This window comes from Pseudomonas ficuserectae, assembly GCF_024584585.1.
GTDB lineage: Bacteria > Pseudomonadota > Gammaproteobacteria > Pseudomonadales > Pseudomonadaceae > Aquipseudomonas > Aquipseudomonas amygdali.
Genome location: NZ_CP085684.1, coordinates 1697513 through 1713706, shown reverse-complemented (window position 1 = coordinate 1713706; position 16194 = coordinate 1697513). Strand labels below are relative to the sequence as shown.

At 54.3% G+C, this 16194-nt stretch carries 9 protein-coding genes and 2 pseudogenes; 5 read left to right on the top strand and 6 right to left on the bottom strand.

Features of this window, described 5'->3' with window-relative positions:
- Positions 1-22: 22 nt before the first annotated feature.
- Positions 23-858: pseudogene (locus tag LJU29_RS07585) on the top strand (transposase); the annotation flags it as partial.
- Positions 859-1190: 332 nt separating this feature from the next.
- Here LJU29_RS07585 and LJU29_RS07580 read toward each other — a convergent pair.
- A complete protein-coding gene (locus LJU29_RS07580) occupies positions 1191-3413 on the bottom strand; it encodes a hypothetical protein (RefSeq protein WP_257111977.1) in 2223 nt (740 codons plus the stop codon).
- A gap of 37 nt (positions 3414-3450) precedes the next feature.
- Between LJU29_RS07580 and LJU29_RS07575 the strand changes: the two genes are divergently transcribed.
- Positions 3451-4613 (top strand): IS3 family transposase gene (locus tag LJU29_RS07575; RefSeq protein WP_122320854.1). Its coding sequence is split into 2 segments (ribosomal slippage): positions 3451-3706 and positions 3706-4613, totalling 1164 coding nucleotides; the frame shifts between segments, so codons are not numbered across the junction.
- 63 nt (positions 4614-4676) lie between these two features.
- Here LJU29_RS07575 and LJU29_RS07570 read toward each other — a convergent pair.
- From LJU29_RS07570 to LJU29_RS07550, 5 genes and pseudogenes are all read right to left on the bottom strand, one after another.
- Positions 4677-5105 carry a TetR family transcriptional regulator gene (locus tag LJU29_RS07570; RefSeq protein ID WP_122323100.1) on the bottom strand — a complete coding sequence of 143 codons (429 nt, stop codon included), beginning with the start codon at positions 5103-5105 and terminating at the stop codon, positions 4677-4679.
- A complete protein-coding gene (locus tag LJU29_RS07565) occupies positions 5102-7000 on the bottom strand; it encodes a site-specific integrase (protein ID WP_257111976.1) in 1899 nt (632 codons plus the stop codon). Before LJU29_RS07565 ends, LJU29_RS07570 begins: the two co-directional genes overlap by 4 nt.
- Entirely contained in the window at positions 6997-8676 is a 1680-nt protein-coding gene (locus tag LJU29_RS07560) for a site-specific integrase (RefSeq protein WP_257111975.1), read from the bottom strand. The genes LJU29_RS07565 and LJU29_RS07560 overlap by 4 nt, the downstream gene beginning before the upstream one ends.
- Positions 8676-9365 (bottom strand): tyrosine-type recombinase/integrase, encoded by a 690-nt coding sequence (locus LJU29_RS07555; protein WP_257111974.1) that lies wholly within the window; start codon positions 9363-9365, stop codon positions 8676-8678. The genes LJU29_RS07560 and LJU29_RS07555 overlap by 1 nt, the downstream gene beginning before the upstream one ends.
- 1293 nt (positions 9366-10658) lie before the next feature.
- Positions 10659-11042 (bottom strand): annotated as a pseudogene (locus LJU29_RS07550) (transposase); the annotation flags it as partial.
- A 473-nt stretch (positions 11043-11515) separates the two neighbouring features.
- Between LJU29_RS07550 and LJU29_RS07545 the strand changes: the two are divergent.
- From LJU29_RS07545 to LJU29_RS07535, 3 genes are all read left to right on the top strand, one after another.
- Positions 11516-12496 (top strand): IS5-like element ISPsy2 family transposase, encoded by a 981-nt coding sequence (locus LJU29_RS07545; RefSeq protein WP_257112697.1) that lies wholly within the window; start codon positions 11516-11518, stop codon positions 12494-12496.
- Positions 12497-12675: 179 nt separating this feature from the next.
- Positions 12676-14148 (top strand): XopAG/AvrGf1 family type III secretion system effector, encoded by a 1473-nt coding sequence (gene xopAG, locus LJU29_RS07540; protein WP_257111973.1) that lies wholly within the window; start codon positions 12676-12678, stop codon positions 14146-14148.
- A 644-nt stretch (positions 14149-14792) separates the two neighbouring features.
- A protein-coding gene (locus tag LJU29_RS07535; RefSeq protein WP_257111971.1) for an IS91 family transposase occupies positions 14793-16023 on the top strand; the annotation gives its coding sequence in 2 pieces (ribosomal slippage) (positions 14793-15914 and positions 15916-16023; 1230 coding nt in all).
- The last annotated feature ends 171 nt before the right edge of the window (positions 16024-16194 follow it).

Here is a 16194-nt window from a genome sequence, read left to right as displayed (position 1 = left end):
CGGGGGCGGAAAGAGACTGATCGTGCCGTACTATTCACCTGAACGCAGAGCCGCATTGCTCAAAATGCTGCTTCCCCCGCTGAACCTGTCGATGGCCGAGGTTTCTCGCCGTGAAGGGGTCAGTGAAATGTCTTTGTCCAACTGGCGCAAGCAGCTCGGTGCCGAAGGAAGTGCAGTGTCTGAAAACAAGCCGTTGACCGAGAACTGGTCAGCCGAAACCAAGTTTGCTGTCGTGCTTGAAGCCGCCGGTTTGTCCGAGATCGACCTGGGTGAATACTGCCGCCGCAAAGGCCTTTACCCCGAGCAAATCAAGGCCTGGCGACAAGCCTTCATCACCGGCCAGAAATCGGAAAAGGCCCTGCAAAAAGAAGAACGAGACCAGGCGCGCAAAGACAAGAAACGCATCCAGGAACTTGAGCGCGAACTGCGCCGCAAAGACAAGGCGCTCGCTGAAACAGCCGCGTTGTTGGTGCTGCGAAAAAAGCTCAACGACTATTGGGGGACGACCGACGACGAGGACAACTAACGTCTCTGCCAGAGCGGCAGCTACTCGTGGCCTGTCTGGGCGAAGCGGTCGCGGCGGGAGCCAGAAAAATCAGGGCCTGTCGGGAAGTTGGTCTGTCGCTGCGCACCTTGCCACGGTGGACTCAAACAGACGCTATCCAGACCGATGCGCGAACGACTGCCAGACGGCCAACGCCGCCAAATGCGCTGAACGAGGCAGAGCGACAGACCATTGTGATGCTGTGCAACAGCCCGGAGTACGCTCACCTGCCGCCGAGCCAGATCGTGCCGCGCCTGGCCGATCAAGGGCGCTATCTGGCGTCGGAAGCGACGTTTTATCGCGTTTTGCGAGCGACGTGTTGCCGCTGATGCAGAATTGACCCTGCTGCCGACTTGGCGTTGCCCCATAAGTATTAAGTCCAAAGTAAGACCTGCTAACGCTTTACGAAGTATAAGCTTGGGTCAGCGAAATTTCGGCAGCAGGGTCAATTCTGCATCAGCGGCAACAGACCGAGCTCTAAACTGGTCAATACGCATGGTTTCTGGAGCTATGGTAACTGTTAAATCATTTTTATCTCATAGAAATCAATTGCTTACTAAACCTAATTCTTTCAGTTTTTTTTAGTGCATATTTAGAGAACAAATCGCCGCAGGTCGAGACGACGCTCGACCATACGGAGGCCAGATTAATATCCCTGACTGCGCTTTGCGTGAAAATCTTTCACCTCATCCCACGTCATCTTGATTGCCATGTTTCTCGCAGCCGACTCATCGACGAGGTAGACCTCCACATCAGGATCACTGATAGGCGATACAAGCCTAAAGGGGTGTTCCAAACGGCCAGCGCCCACCATCCCATCTTGGCTAAAGATTACCGCTGGACAATGGTCTCCATTTTCAAATAGCGCCTTGATACCGGACTTGAGCCACTCCCAATCTATCCATACATGAAAAGGGGGGCGTGTCGTATGGAGTACAACAGGGATAACTGAATCTACACCTCTGACGATTGCCCCGCAGAATCCTGAGAGAAGTTCTTTGTCATCAATGGCATCAATCAGCACACTTACTGCTTCATCATCTCCAAGGTCTATGCCAGAGCTTAAATGCGGTTCTAGGAATGCCATGAACTCGAGGAACCCTGAAGATTGAAACATCTGGCCCTGACTATCCTCCGCACGTGCTAGCACGCCCTTGAGGATGCTACGCACGATAAAAGCCGCTGCCCTCGGTTCTTCCGGGCTGAGGCGATCAATGGCTTGCTCACTAAGTAGGTTGAAGAGCAACGCATGACGGTAGCCAAGGTCGAAGCAGGCCTGGTGAAAGGGATGACGTCTACTGATCAGATCAGTCCTTACCCACTGGGCAAGCTCTTCCGTGGCCTGCAATCGCTTAGCAGGATCATTGGACAGCATCGGCATTGGCGTCACGACTTCCTCAGTGATGTCGTACATTTGCTTCATCTCAATCGCAAAGCGCAGCGCCTCCAATTGGGCCCATTCAACCATGGGCTCAATCCTTGCGGCATGCTCTCTGTCGGGAGCGGCATTGAAGGCGGCGACGGCTAGATCCCCAAGTACTCGCCCAACTAAAAAAGCATCGCTGCATTTGATTACACCTCTAGGAAACGGTGCGCCGAGCGAGAGGTTGGCTACTAACGTCATCGCAACCGCAGGATCAGTCCAATCCAGCTGATTAAGACCAACGAATGGCATGTAGTTATTGCGAACGGACGGGTTGCAAACAAATTCTCGGGCATGCTGCCCGAGGCTGCCCCAGAAATCGAACCGAGTAGGCACGACTCGATTTCGGTACTGACTAACCTTTAACTGCCAGTGGTAATCGCCGCAAAACTCAGGATCGAAATGCTCTTTCAGCAGAGGAAATGCTGTTTTAGCAATGTCGTACACCGTCTGCGGGGTCTGCCCTAGGAGGTCATCTCTTCGATTGTGCAGGAAAGACGCAGCCTCGGACTCCCTCTGCGACAGCCCATGATCACGGCACCATGCGTGCATTGCGTACGGGTCAATGGCAGTTAGGGTAATGCACCATCGACCACGGCCAAAGCCGTTAACTTCACGCCAGAGCATCATAAAGCCATGCGAGCCTGCTCTGTCCCCCTCCCGAGCGATCACATCCATGGCGGTAATTACTATTTTCGGAGGCCAGCGTTCGTAGCCTTCATTTTGACCATCCGAGTCGGTCTCTTCGAGGTTTCTTTCGGGATCATCAATCCCTTTATAAGCTAGATAGAGATCAATCGACGGGAGCGCTTCGACTGGAAGATTGGTACTACCGGTCAGGTGCCAAGCCTCAGGTAGGTGCGCTAGGAGTCCAAACCCTGAATCATCGCTGGTCAACTTCAGTGCTAGGCATTGCTTACCCGACCATGCGTTCATGCTGCCGACGGCATGAGCCAGAAGCGTCGACCAATCTGCCGCGACTACTACGAAGCAAACGTCGAAATTACCCAAAAAAGGGAGCATATTCCGGAGTTCCTGCTCATAGCCAGCAAGCTCCGTGACAGTCTGTCGCTCCGTTTCGCTGGCCCTTTTGACCTCAAAAACTACGAGCGTCTTCGTCTCACTATTGAAACAAAGTATGTCTGGGCGCAGCACCTCTCCTGTGGTCATTGAGATACTGGTGTTGATCGAGACGATCTCCAATACGCTCAAACGACCCAGTACATGCTCTGCCGCCTCTGCTGAAGCACGTCGAGAGATGTAATCAATACCGAAGGATGGAAGGAAATTCTCCTGTTCTACCGAGTTCGTCAAAGAGGTGATAGCTTCTTGCCCTTGGATCGACTCAAGCAGTTCCTCCTTTTCAATGAGATGTTGTAGCCAGGATACGACTTCGGATTCTGGGGGAAACTTGGTCTTGTGTAGTGGTCTAATGGTTCCGGACACTCATTTAGGCGAGAATATCGCCAGATAGAGGTGTCTGATGACCAAACAACGCCGTACCTTTTCCGTTGAATTCAAACGCGAGGCCGCAGGCCTCGTGCTCGATCAAGGCTATAGCCATATCGAAGCCTCCCGCTCGCTTGGGGTGGTCGAATCTGCGCTGCGTCGCTGGGTCAACCAGCTTCAACAAGAGCGCAACGGTGTCACTCCACAGAGCAAAGCCCTCACGCCCGAGCAGCAAAAAATCCAGGAGCTCGAAGCCCGGATCGCCCGTCTTGAGCGGGAGAAATCCATTTTAAAAAAGGCCACCGCGCTCTTGATGTCGGAAGAGCACGAGCGCATGCGCTGATTGATCAGCTCAGTGTCCATGAGCCAATCGAATTGCTGTGCGAAGTGTTCGAGGTACCTCGCTCGTGCTACTACAACCATTGCCTGCGGCGTCGGTCTCCAGACGCCGAGCGGGTTCGTTTACTTAGCCGAGTCAATGAGCTGTTCGGGCAAAGTCGAGGCGCTGCCGGCAGCCGCAGTATCGTGTCGATGATGCAGGCGGATGGCGAGCAAATCGGTCGGTTCAAGGTGCGTAGCTTGATGCGGGAGCTGGGATTAATCAGCAAGCAACCAGGCTCGCATGCTTATAAAAAAGCAACAGTGGAGCGGCCTGACATTCCGAACATTTTGAATCGGGAGTTCGATGTACCCGCGCCCAATCAGGTCTGGTGTGGCGACATCACCTACATCTGGGCGCAAGGAAAATGGCATTACCTGGCGGTGGTTATGGATCTTTACGCGCGTCGGGTGGTGGGCTGGGCGTTTTCGAACAAACCGGATACGGACTTGGTGATCAAGGCGCTGGACATGGCTTATGAGCAACGCGGCAAGCCTCAGGGCCTGCTGTTTCATTCCGACCAGGGCGTCCAATACGGGAGCCGACAGTTTCGCCAGCGGCTTTGGCGATACCGCATACGCCAGAGCATGAGCCGCCGGGGTAATTGCTACGACAACTCGCCGATGGAGCGTGTGTTCCGCAGCTTGAAAACTGAGTGGATACCGACCGTGGGCTACATGACGGTCCAAGAGGCTCAGCGGGATATCAGTCATTACCTGATGCATCGTTACAACTGGATTCGGCCACACCAGTTCAATGATGGAATGGCGCCCGCTCAGTACGAGAAAAACCTTAACGTCGTGTCCGGGATCAGTTGACCACTACACTTGGCCATAAATCTTCCTTGAGTTGGATACAGTTGCAAGCAATGCTAGATTGGCCTAGCCACGTGGTCTTCTTATAGATAAATCGATCACTGTACGGTCGTTCATTTTTGACTTGAGTGTACTGTTCTCGTCCACTAACACCTCATTGAGAGAGGCGAGATTGGATATCTTGGCTCGCAGTTCTGCGATCTCCTGACGGTAAGCTGCTGATTTCTCTCGCTCGGCAATCAAGTCCTGATGTTTCACGTCCCGCATTGCACGACTGGAGCGTCCCTGAGCCTCGCGGATAGCCTCGGCGATGTTCGGGTAGTGGTTATGTATCAATGCTGTCGATACCCCGGCTTCGCGAGCTACCGCGGAAATGGTTACCTTGATTTCCCCGGTGCGCGCGCGGCCCTTCTGAATGCGATAAAGAGCAAGCCTCAACTCCTTTTCGCGAGCATCAGCGGTTTTGTATTTGACGGGCTTCTGCTTAATCGTCATGCAATTCGTGTCTCCGGGTCAATGCCAAGCTGGATCAGTACGTCGCGGCTTCGCGCCATGTCGCGTAGGATGCGCTGGCGGCCACCCTCGCCAATGCCGGGGCAGTCCAGCAATCCTTTCAGATCGTCGTACAGCCGCTGGTAGATGCCTGAATGGCTGTGGCCGATCACCGCATTGTCGCAGTCGCCGCAGCGAGTGCGCTCAAGGGTGTTGCCTACGCAGCCGTCATTGTCGGCTGTGCACCAAGCATGGCCGTTGCTGCGGATTGAGGTGCTCTCTGCAATCGACTTCACCATGGCAGCGTGGTCTTTGAAAATGGCGAGATTCTGCGGATCGCGCTGCCAGTCCTTGATGGAGCGACCGTAGCCACCAGCCAAGATGTCGTCGCCCATCCAAACCTCGGCCACGCCGAGCTTGATGTCGTCCAGTTCGTCCTGAATATCCAAGAACAACTCAGCGTCGAGGTGCTCGCCCCAAGAGGCATCCATCGCATAGCCCAAAGTCATATCCAACGACCAGTGAGCGTAGTGTTCCTTAAGGTAGCGCAGGTCGCCAAAGCGGCTGTGCGCAGCGTAGTTGGCGAACTTTCGGCGGAACTGGTGGCTGGCTAGATTCCAGTCCAGCCCACAATCCCTGGCGAATGCCTTTAGGTTTTGGTTCCATCCCTTATTAGAAAGTGCCCGCGCTTGCTTACCCTTCTTCAAAGACACACCGAGAAACAGCGTCTGGCGGTGCTTTTGCGCCTCAGTGATCTGCGGGTCATGTGGGTTGGCCCGGCGCAACTCTGCGAGCTCGACAGCGATCATGCTCTGATAAGGCGCAGCCCAGCGTTCCATTAGCCGGAGGGCGCGTACGGATGTCTCGGGGATCATCCAGTCATGAATGCCGGCATCGGTCTTATCCGACCTTGAGCGCATCCAGTGGTAGACGGTGCCTTCATCGTCATGGGTACGGAGGTGCGCGTTCGACTGGACGTTGGCTAGTTCGTGGTTGCGGCAGCCGGAGGTGCTTGCCAAAACGATGTAGCAGGCAGTGCGCAGTTCAACCAGCGCATGGTTGAACGCGTCTAGGCCGCCCACCCGTCCATGGGCGGCCAAATAGCTGTTCTTGGCGGCCCAGACAGTCCATTTTGTCTGCGTCTTAAGCTGTATCGCGATTGCATCAATTGCGTCCCGCAGGTCGATCAGGGCCTTGCCGCACTCCACGATCCGATGAGCCCGCTCGAACAGGGCGCAGAATACGGCATCGGGGATCAATGGCGTCTTGCCGCTCTGATTGTGAGGCGAACCACTTCCGACGAGTCCAGCCATTGCCATTGCAGAGGTCTCGGGCCATGGGTGCTGTGGCATCATATCTTCTGTGTACTGGCTCAGTTCATAAAGTGCTTCCACAGCGACTAAGCGCTTGCGAAGTACATCTTGAGACAGTGCTTTGCCTATGCTCCGGCCTGTTTGTCGGTGCGCCCGGCAGGCTTCTACGTAGCTAGCGCAGGCGAAGGGTGTCGCCGCACCCAAATGATCAACTCCGAGCGTCAGCAAGTGACGTAGAAAAAGCTGCGCGTTGTGGAAGCTTCCGAACGCCGTCGCACCTTTAAGCCGCTGCTGGCCTGCACGGCCTCGCCTCAGGTAGCGAAAGAACATGGCCTTCATCACCGCTCGAAACGCCTCCGGCACAGCACTGAAGTCAAGCCGCCTCCTGTGGACTTGGACATTGCTTGTGAAGCCGTCGAGTTCCCAGATGTCATCACTGTATTGGCTAAGGATGACCCACTGCCCATCGACCTGTATGGCGGTGATGATCAGGGCGTTGCGCTCGGATTCGGGCAATCCGCGTACATCGCCGGGCTGCAAGGCGAGGCGAGCCCAAGGTAGCGCCTGTACGGTATTGTCGCTCATGCAAAGACCTCCAGACTGTCGATCAGGTCAACCGACCAGAATGGATGCGGTTGTGAGCGAGCACGCTCTCGGTTCGCGTCCACGTCAGCGGACTTGAAGGTGCTGCGTCGCAAGCCCTCGGCGACGATGTAATTGTCGATCAACCGGGGGATGTGTGCGTACTCTTGTACCCAGCGCCGCTTGTCCATGCGCGAGCGTTCGGCCAGTACGCGAAAGTAGAAACTGAACAGCTTGTACAAGTCGTCGGCGGTCACCGCGTAATGTTTGCAGCGCAGGCAGTTGGTGAAGGCGAAGCAGGACGCCCCATCTCGCTTGGGCGCGTATTGGCCTGCTATCGGGTCAGCGCAGCGCCCCATTGGGGTTTCCGTGTAGGTCGCCCCGATGGTCTGAGACAGCAACTCCTGTACCAGTAGCTCCCCCATGAACCGCCAGTTACGGCGAGTGTCCTCGCCGGGCGCTAGGTAGTTGCGGTCGGCCACTTTCGGGGTATTGCCCAGCGCAATGGCTGTAGTCGCCAGATCGCCGTCGGCTAGTTCGTAAATGCGGTTGCCGAAGGTTTTGCGCAAGCGCGAGATATTGATGCGCAGCGGCTGGTCGTTGCTGTCGGTAAGCTGATGATTGGCCACGAGCCGCTTGATCGCTACGTTCAAACTCCGGGGAATTAGCGTCGTGACTTGGTCGACATTTCCGCTGCTACGACTGCGATACAGCCACACGCGCCCTTTGATGTCAGCAGGGGCCTCTGCATTCAGGGGTTCGGTTAGAGTCAGCACGCGGCAGATCAGGCGTTCGACGTTGGTTCTCACTGTCGGGGTGGATTCCAGGACGCGTTCGGACTCCGACTCGGCACGCAGTGCCACTTTGCTGCTGTTATGTCCGCGCCGCTTCCACAGCACCAGGAAGACGTTGTTGTCCTTGGGGTGTGGGCGCAGGCAGTCGCGCCGCATTTCCAGCAGCGGTGTGGTATTGCGCCCGGTGTGCAAGGCCACCATCATCAGGGCATAGACCAGCAACTCGCTAGTCAACTGAACCCCATCGCACCATAGCGGTATCAGTGCCTGCCTGAGCGTCGCCGCAAACGCCTGACGCTCGTGCTTATTCAGGGCAGTCTCGCCCTTCATCTTGCGGTTGCTGTTCGGGAAGGGATTTCGCGGGAAGGTAGCAGCATCGCCCGAGGCGATCAGGTTTATCAGCCCGCGTCTCCCCAAGGCGAGCAGTACCGACTTAGCCCCATTGTAATTGTTCCTCTGGCTGGTGGGGTTTACGCCCAATCCGGCCAGATGCCCCAGGTAACCGTCGATTAGGTTGCGATCCAAATCGGTCAGGGTCAAATCACGGCCGAAGGCAGTCGCCCGCAGTATGGAGTAATCAAGGAAGTGTCGTAGTCCGCTGTGGCAGAAGTTCGTTACCGTGCTGGCTTCGACAGCACCATCCATCCCGGCCAAGAAGCGCCTGATCTGCTGTTGGCAGGCATAAGTGATGGCGTCGATATAGGCACCATACCAAGGCGCGAAGTCGAAGGTTCGGCATGAAGAAGCATTGCGACCGAACTCGACCGTCGTGTTCGCTGGTGGTATTGCCTCTGGTAGAACTACGACATTGCCCGCTGCGTCACGACTGTGCTCTACCTGGGGGATACTGAGGTCGGTCTTGGTGAATAACTTGCGCCTACCCATCAGACCTCCTCTGCCAAGTCGTTGAGTTCATCGCTGTAGGCCAGCACAACATCGTCGGCCAGTTCGTTGACCAGGTGCAGGTAAACCATGGTCGTCTGGATTGAGCTATGGCCGAGTTGGCGCTGAAGGAACACGAGCGGCTCTATCCCGCTACCGGGGTTGCTCCGAAGACTGATTAAGGTGTAGGTGGCGTATGTATGACGCAGCATATGGGTGTGGGCTTTGACGTTGGCCCGCTTGCCGGTGTCGCGGATGATGCGGCAGAGACTTTTGCCATCCTCGGCGTAGGGCTCCCCGAACTGATTGAGGAACAACGGCTGGTGAGGGGTTTTACTCAGAGAGGCGCGTTCACCGCGACGCTGCACGACGTAACGGTGGAGGTCGGTCATGAAACGTCGGCTGACGTAAATGTACCGAGGCTTGCTGCCCTTCGTGCACATGCCGCTGCCATCGAACGGATTGAGATGAATGCGGTAATTGCGCTCGTGCCTGCCCGCCTTGTCCGGATCGAAGACGCAGGCTAGTGGGAACGAGGCGATTTCCTCGCGGCGCAGTCCTGTATGCAGGGCCAAGAGCATCATCATCCGATGGTGGGGATTCTCTGCCGCCCTCAAGAGCGCATTGACCTCCGCCATGGTGAGAAACTTGGGCAGGGCCTTGTGAACTCGGGGCATCACATCGTTCGCCATGGCCTTGCCTCCACTAGCATTGACATGGGCAAGGAAGCTGGTTTCGCGCTTGACGGTGCGCTCGTCCTGGCAAAAGGGTAACCGGCTCACCCACCTCTGGCTCAACGCGTACTCGTAGAACTTGCAGATGTAGTGCAGGCGCTGCCGGATGGTGGTCGGGGCCAGCTAAGCAGAAGTCGCGATAGGCTGCCACAAGGCTCTTGGCCTCGCCACGATCAACGTCACGCCACTCAAGTTCATGGGCTTGGAGGAAGGAGAAGAAGTCGTACAGTGCGCGTCCGGTGCTGGGCCAGGATTTCTTTGAACCAATGGCACCACGTAGAAGGTAGTGGCGAAAGAACTGATTGGCTACGACGCAACTCTCCATTGAGTCCCACAGCAGAATCGGAAACCCCGTATAGGGTTGCCCTGCGATCACCAGGTCATCACTAGACCAAACAAGCTCCACTGACTTCATCCCCCTGCACTTATCAGACAAACCGTTCCCTTTGACTCGCTCATGCAAACTCAAGGGTGTTTCCAGCACGCATCGGAGGCATTGTTTTCAGACCAATGAATTGGTAAGTGCTTGTCTATAAGCTAGCTAGAATCTAACAAGATTCAAGCCCCGTAACACAAGGGGCAAGCCTTTGAACTGGCGTTCAAGCACCGTGAGGTTAATTGTAACGACCTGCAATCGAAATGGCCCCGACCTGCAATCATCGCGTTTTTCGACCGGGATTGATTGCGTCTATCCGAGCCAGCAAACCGGGATTATTTGCGAATGAACCTGCGTTCATCTGGTTCGACCTGCAATCAACCGTCATGAACCGGAATTATTTGCAAGTGATTGCTCGCCGTTGATGTCTCAGTTAAGTACACCCTTGTGAGACGTATGGCCGAGACGCTTTTTGCGTCTCAATAGGGCGGCTTTTAATTTTTGATACAGTACGCTCACAAATTCTAGAGTCTAAAGAGACAAACTTGACGATGGCACCTTACGGAGGTAAGAGGTTGGAGCTTCCAACAGCAGCGCTACCGGGCTACCGGACTGAATCGTGTGATCGCAGTACAGGGTGCGGAGCAATGAAACAGAAAGTGCACTAAGCCGAGTGCATCCGCGTAAACCCCGCTAAAATCATTGGTTTTCAGTCGCATTTAATCCTGGTCGGCCGCTCTCGATTGCAGGTCGAAGTGGGTGGGTGCAGGTTCGTTTGCAGTCAATGCTGGTTCGCGGTGCCGGATAGACGCAATCAATCCCGGTCGAAAAACGCGATGATTGCAGGTCCGGGCCATTTCGATTGCAGGTCGTTACAGGTAGCCGTTAATGACCTCGAGGATTGCAGGTGCGAGCTGATGCCTTTCCAGCAAGTGCCGGAAGTTCATGATCGTGGTGTCTTCCGGCATCGGCGCGCTCAACGTCAATCGTGCGAACTGGCGCATGGGCGTGATTTCGTAGAGCGCTTCTTCCATGGCTGGATCGCTCAGGGAGAACCAGTTTTGCAACAGGTGAATGCGCAACATGGTTTCCAGCGGGTAGGGTTTTCGACCGCCACCGGCCTTGGGGTAGAACGGTTGGATCAGCCCCAGCAGACCCTTCCAGGGTACAACCTGATCCATTTCGGCAAGGAAACGCTCGCGGCGGGTTTGCTTGCGTTTGCCTGCGTACTCAACGTCGGAAAAGCTCATTTGGCTCATGGGCGGCTCGGATCAGGTGGTCAGGCGATTTTCGCATATTTGAGACTTGTTCGGAGGTTCCCTAGGTCGCTCCGTGTGGGAAGATAGTTACATCCTCAATAGGCTCGTTTCAACAGAGCCGCTGTCGCCTTGGCTGCTCGCAGGTCAATTAGCCCTGTAACTGTAGCGGCTTGCAATCGAAAACGGCCGCGCTCGCAATCAGTGCAAGTTTAGGAGCAGATAACTGCAACTTTCTTTGACTTATATTAATAGTTGGTTGATCTTGGCTAGCGGACATTAACCATCCAGAGCGATGGCAACATAATCAATCTGGACGCACTCTGGACTGGAGTTGGAGGGTGAGGAAAATTCATTGTGGAACTCTACGCTTGGCGACGACCACGTATAGCTTTGTAAAACCATCTAAGGAAACTCTGAAAAAGACTTCCTAATTTGGCAAAATCTCCGGACACCAGTCGCCGAGCTTTTCGATGATGAAACAGATGACCTTCGCCGACGCCGAGTATGCCGGCAAGCGCAAGCAGACCCGTAAGGAATTGTTCCTGATCGAGATGGATCAGGTGGTGCCCTGGAAAGGTTTGATTGCCCTGATTGAGCCCTATTATCCAAAAGGAGAAGGTGGCCGGCCCGCCTACCCACTGATGGCGATGCTGCGTGTTCATCTGATGCAGAACTGGTTCGGCTACAGCGATCCGGCGATGGAAGAAGCGCTGTATGAGACGACCATCCTGCGTCAGTTTTCAGGCCTGAGCCTGGAGCGAATTCCAGACGAAACCACCATTCTCAACTTCCGTCGTCTGCTGGAAAAGCACGAGTTGGCGACCGGGATTCTCGGCGTAATTAATGGTTATCTGGGCGACCGTGGCTTGTCGTTGCGTCAAGGCACCATCGTCGATGCCACGCTGATTCACGCGCCCAGTTCGACCAAGAACAAGGATGGCAAACGCGATCCTGAGATGCATCAAACCAAGAAAGGTAACCAGTACTATTTCGGCGCCAAGGCTCACATCGGCGCCGACGACGAGTCAGGCCTGGTGCACAGCGTGGTAGTAACAGCGGCCAATGTGGCAGACGTCACGCAGGTTGCCAAACTGCTGCACGGCGAGGAAAACGTAGTCTGCGCCGACGCAGGTTACACCGGGGTCGAGAAGCGCGAAGAACACGCTGGGCGCAAGGTCATTTGGCAGATTGCCGCCCGCCGCAGCACTTACAAAAAGCACGGAAAACGCAGTATTTTGTACAAGGCGATCCGCAAAATCGAGAAGGCCAAGGCCCAGGTTCGCGCCAAGGTCGAGCATCCGTTTCGGGTCATCAAACGCCAGTTTGGCTATGAAAAAGTGCGCTTTCGGGGCTTGGCCAAGAACACCGCGCAGATGGTGACGTTGTTCGCCCTGTCAAACCTGTGGATGGTCCGCCGACATTTGTTGGCGAGCGCAGGAGAGGTGCGCGTGTAATGCAGGAAATGGTTACCGCAAAAGGCTTTGCAGCGGCCGAAAGAGCTAAAAAGCGAAGATAATTGAGCAAATTTCGACATGCATCGTTTTTTGAAAAGTGCTGAGGACTCGGTAGCCGGAAAACATCCGGCTACTTCAGACCTTCCCTAATGGCCAGAAGCACATAGGATACCTAGATTATGCAAATAAAGAACAGTCATCTCTCTTCAGCTTCAAGAATGGTGCAGAATACTTTTAATGCATCGCCTAAGATAGAAGCAACTAATACAATAGCAAAAAATAATGAACCCGCTGCGCTGAGCGCTACGCAAACCGCAAAGACACACGAAGGCGATTCAAAAGGCCAATCCAGCAATAACTCTAAATTGCCCTTCCGCGCCATGAGGTACGCTGCATACCTTGCAGGCAGCGCCTACCTCTACGATAAAACTGCCAATAATTTTTTTCTTTCTACCACTTCTCTGCATGATGGCAAATGTGGTTTTACCAGCGATGCCAGGCTTAACGATGCACAAGACAAAGCGCGAAAGCGCTACCAAAGCAGCACTCTTGAAAATAATAACTCGCTTTTAAGCCCGCTTAGGCTTTGCGGAGAGAATCAATTTTTAACGATGATTGATTATCGTGCGGCAACTAAAGAGTACCTATCTGACCTAGTCGACACCGAACAAGCGCACTCATCAATTCTGAAGAATATTATGTGCCTGAAAGGTAAACTTACCAATGAAGAAGCAATAAAAAAACTCAATCCGGAAAAAATACCAAAAGACTTTGACCTTACAAATAGCGAGGCCTATATAAGCAAGAACAAATATTCTTTGACTGGCGTTAGAAATGAGGAAACGGGATCTACTGGTTATACATCTCGCTCTATCACAAAGCCATTTGTGGAAAAAGGCCTGAAACACTTCATAGAAGACACTCATGGCGAAAAAGCTCTCACGCCCAAGCAGTGTATGGAAAATCTTGATAACTTACTTCGAAAGAATATCACGCTCAACAGTGATTCCCAATTCGCAGCAGGCCAAGCACTTTTGGTTTTCAGACAGGTCTATGCGGGTGAAGACACTTGGGGTGATGCGGAACGGATCATATTGAAAAGTCATTATAATCGAGGCACTGTACTCCAAGACGAAGCTGATAAAATAGAACTAAGTAGGCCGTTCTCAAAGCAAGATTTAGCAAAGAGTGTGTTTAAGAGGAATACCAGCATTGCAGGACCGGTGCTCTACCATGCATATATTTATATACAAGAAAAAATCTTCAAGCTACCCCCCGATAAAATAGAGGATTTGAAACATAAATCAATGGCAGACTTGAAAAACCTACCTTTAACTCATGTAAAACTTATTGATTCAGGGGTAGGATTTGAAGACGCCTCTGGATTAGGAGACTCGTTTACAGCTCTCAACGCGACGTCCTGTGTTAATCACGCAAGAATAATGAGTGGTGAGGCCCCCTTGTCAAAAGATGATGTTGTGATTCTGATAGGTTGCCTAAATGCCGTATACGACAATTCGAGCGGAATCAGGCATTCTCTCCGCGAAATTGCGCGAGGGTGCTTTGTGGGTGCTGGTTTTACTGTCCAGGACGGTGACGATTTCTACAAACAGATATGCAAAAACGCCTCTAAGCAGTTTTACAACGGCTAAAGTGTGGGGACGGTCGACAGAAAGAATGCCGATAGTCCCGCCGGTCTCAGGATGGTTGTCGCCTCTCTGGTTGGGGGGCCCGCAGAATTCGGAAAAAATCGTACGTTAAGTGTAGCGGCTTGCAATCGAAAACAGCCGTGCTCGCAATCAGCGCAATTTTCGGCTCAGATTAACTGCGACTGACGGAGCCGTCTGGCTCAGATTAATTGCGAGCGAGCTTGCATTCAGCCGCATCGACTTGCATTCCATCGTTTCCGGCTCACATTAGCTGCAACTCGAGACATCACCGTGAACAGGGCAGCCTGCGGCTGCAAATTGTGGGATTTTGAAATCGGTTATCATAGCCGAAATGGAGTCGATCCCTCCTCAGCACAGGCTTACACATGGCGTCAGAAACCAAAAAACGTAAACGGGCGAGCCGGGCAAAAGCCAAGGCAAAGCAACCCGTCTCCAACGCGCCGGGCATACTACCTTCGTGTCCGATACCGACTTTTCCTTCGATATCGATCCTTTCGGTGATGTCGATCTTTGTAGTTGCTGCCAGACAACGTATCTGAACGACAGGTTTCCCGACGCTTCTTGCGTAAGCGTTTCGATGAGAGAAGGGCCAGGCGGATTCGCCATCACCGCCGTCATTCACCACGATGAGGAGCCTCCCTGCTGACGTGGCCTCTGCACCGCCTGTTTACACACCTCGACCGCTCAAAAACCTCTTCACGGCCAACGGCTGCTGGGCAGATTTGCTGGAAGCCGGCGGTCTGCGCCAAATCGAAGTGGAGTCGATCAGCAAAATGCTCGCCTGCGGCACCTCGATACTGGGCGTCAAACACTACACCTGTGGCAATGAGCATTGCCCGCACGTCAAATACCTGTGCAACACCTGCCATTGCCGGGCCTGTCCCTCCTGCGGCAAAAAGGCCACCGACCAGTGGATCGCCGTGCAAAACAACCGTCTGCCCGACTGTCCCTGGCAGCATCTGGTGTTCACGCTGCCCGACACGCTGTGGTCCCTGTTCTTCTACAACCGCTGGCTGCTCGATGCGCTGTTTCGTCTGGCGGCCGATAACCTGCTCTACACCGCCAAACGGCGCGGTTTGCGGGTCGGGATTTTCGGTGCGCTGCACACCTATGGCCGGCGGCTCAACTGGCATCCCCACGTCCACCTGTCGGTGACCGCGGGCGGCCTGGATGAGCAGGGCGTCTGGAAAAATCTGTCGCTCCACAAAGAGGCCCTGCGGCGGCGCTGGATGTGGTTGGTGCGCGATTACCTGCTGGGACAGCCGCTTTCGCAACTGACGATGCCGCCTCAACTGGCCCACATCCTCTGTGAACGCGACTGGCGCCGTTTGATACTGACCGCTGGCGGCCAGCACTGGCACATCCACTTGTCGAAGAAGACGGAAAACGGGCGAAAGACCGTCAATTACCTGGGCCGCTACCTGAAAAAACCGCCGATCTCGGGCAGTCGTGTGGCGCATTACACCTGCGGGGCCACGTTGAGCTTCACCTACCTGGATCACCGCACGCAGACCTATCAGCAGGAAACGCTAAGCCAGGCCGACATGCTGCGCCGGGTGGTGCAGCACATCCCGGAGAAGCATTTCCGGATGATCCGGTATTTTGGTTTTCTGGCCAATCGGGTCTGCGGGCAGTACCTGCCAAAGGTCTATGAAGCACTGAAGATGGCGACGCCAGGACCAACACCGAAGCTGTATTTTGTGCAGATGGCCAAAGCCTTTCTAAACGTCGATCCGTTCCGTTGCGTGGCTGTGTGGCGCGCGGATGGTATACACGGCGGCAATCAACGGGCTGACGGTGCAGGGACTGATCCTCAACGCTCAGGCGATTGCGCAGATAAGGTACGTGAAGCCCTGACAGGGGGTAGGTGCGTCCGCACCTAGGCTTCGCGGTGAAATAACCTGCATTAACGCTTACTGATAGGGATTTTCACTGCATCAGCGCTTCCTACACATCGCTATGAAGGCATGACGCCTCCTTCCATAGCGTCAGCCTGATGCATAGGCATTTTGAAATTCCTATGCATGA

Bases quoted from the DNA above. Each gene is read 5' to 3' on its own strand.
- LJU29_RS07555 (WP_257111974.1), bottom strand. From the start codon at position 9,365: ATGGCGAACGATGTGATGCCCCGAGTTCACAAGGCCCTGCCCAAGTTT.
- LJU29_RS07570 (WP_122323100.1), bottom strand. From the start codon at position 5,105: ATGACGATTAAGCAGAAGCCCGTCAAATACAAAACCGCTGATGCTCGC.
- LJU29_RS07545 (WP_257112697.1), top strand. From the start codon at position 11,516: ATGAAACAGATGACCTTCGCCGACGCCGAGTATGCCGGCAAGCGCAAG.
- LJU29_RS07560 (WP_257111975.1), bottom strand. From the start codon at position 8,676: ATGGGTAGGCGCAAGTTATTCACCAAGACCGACCTCAGTATCCCCCAG.
- xopAG (WP_257111973.1), top strand. From the start codon at position 12,676: ATGCAAATAAAGAACAGTCATCTCTCTTCAGCTTCAAGAATGGTGCAG.
- LJU29_RS07565 (WP_257111976.1), bottom strand. From the start codon at position 7,000: ATGAGCGACAATACCGTACAGGCGCTACCTTGGGCTCGCCTCGCCTTG.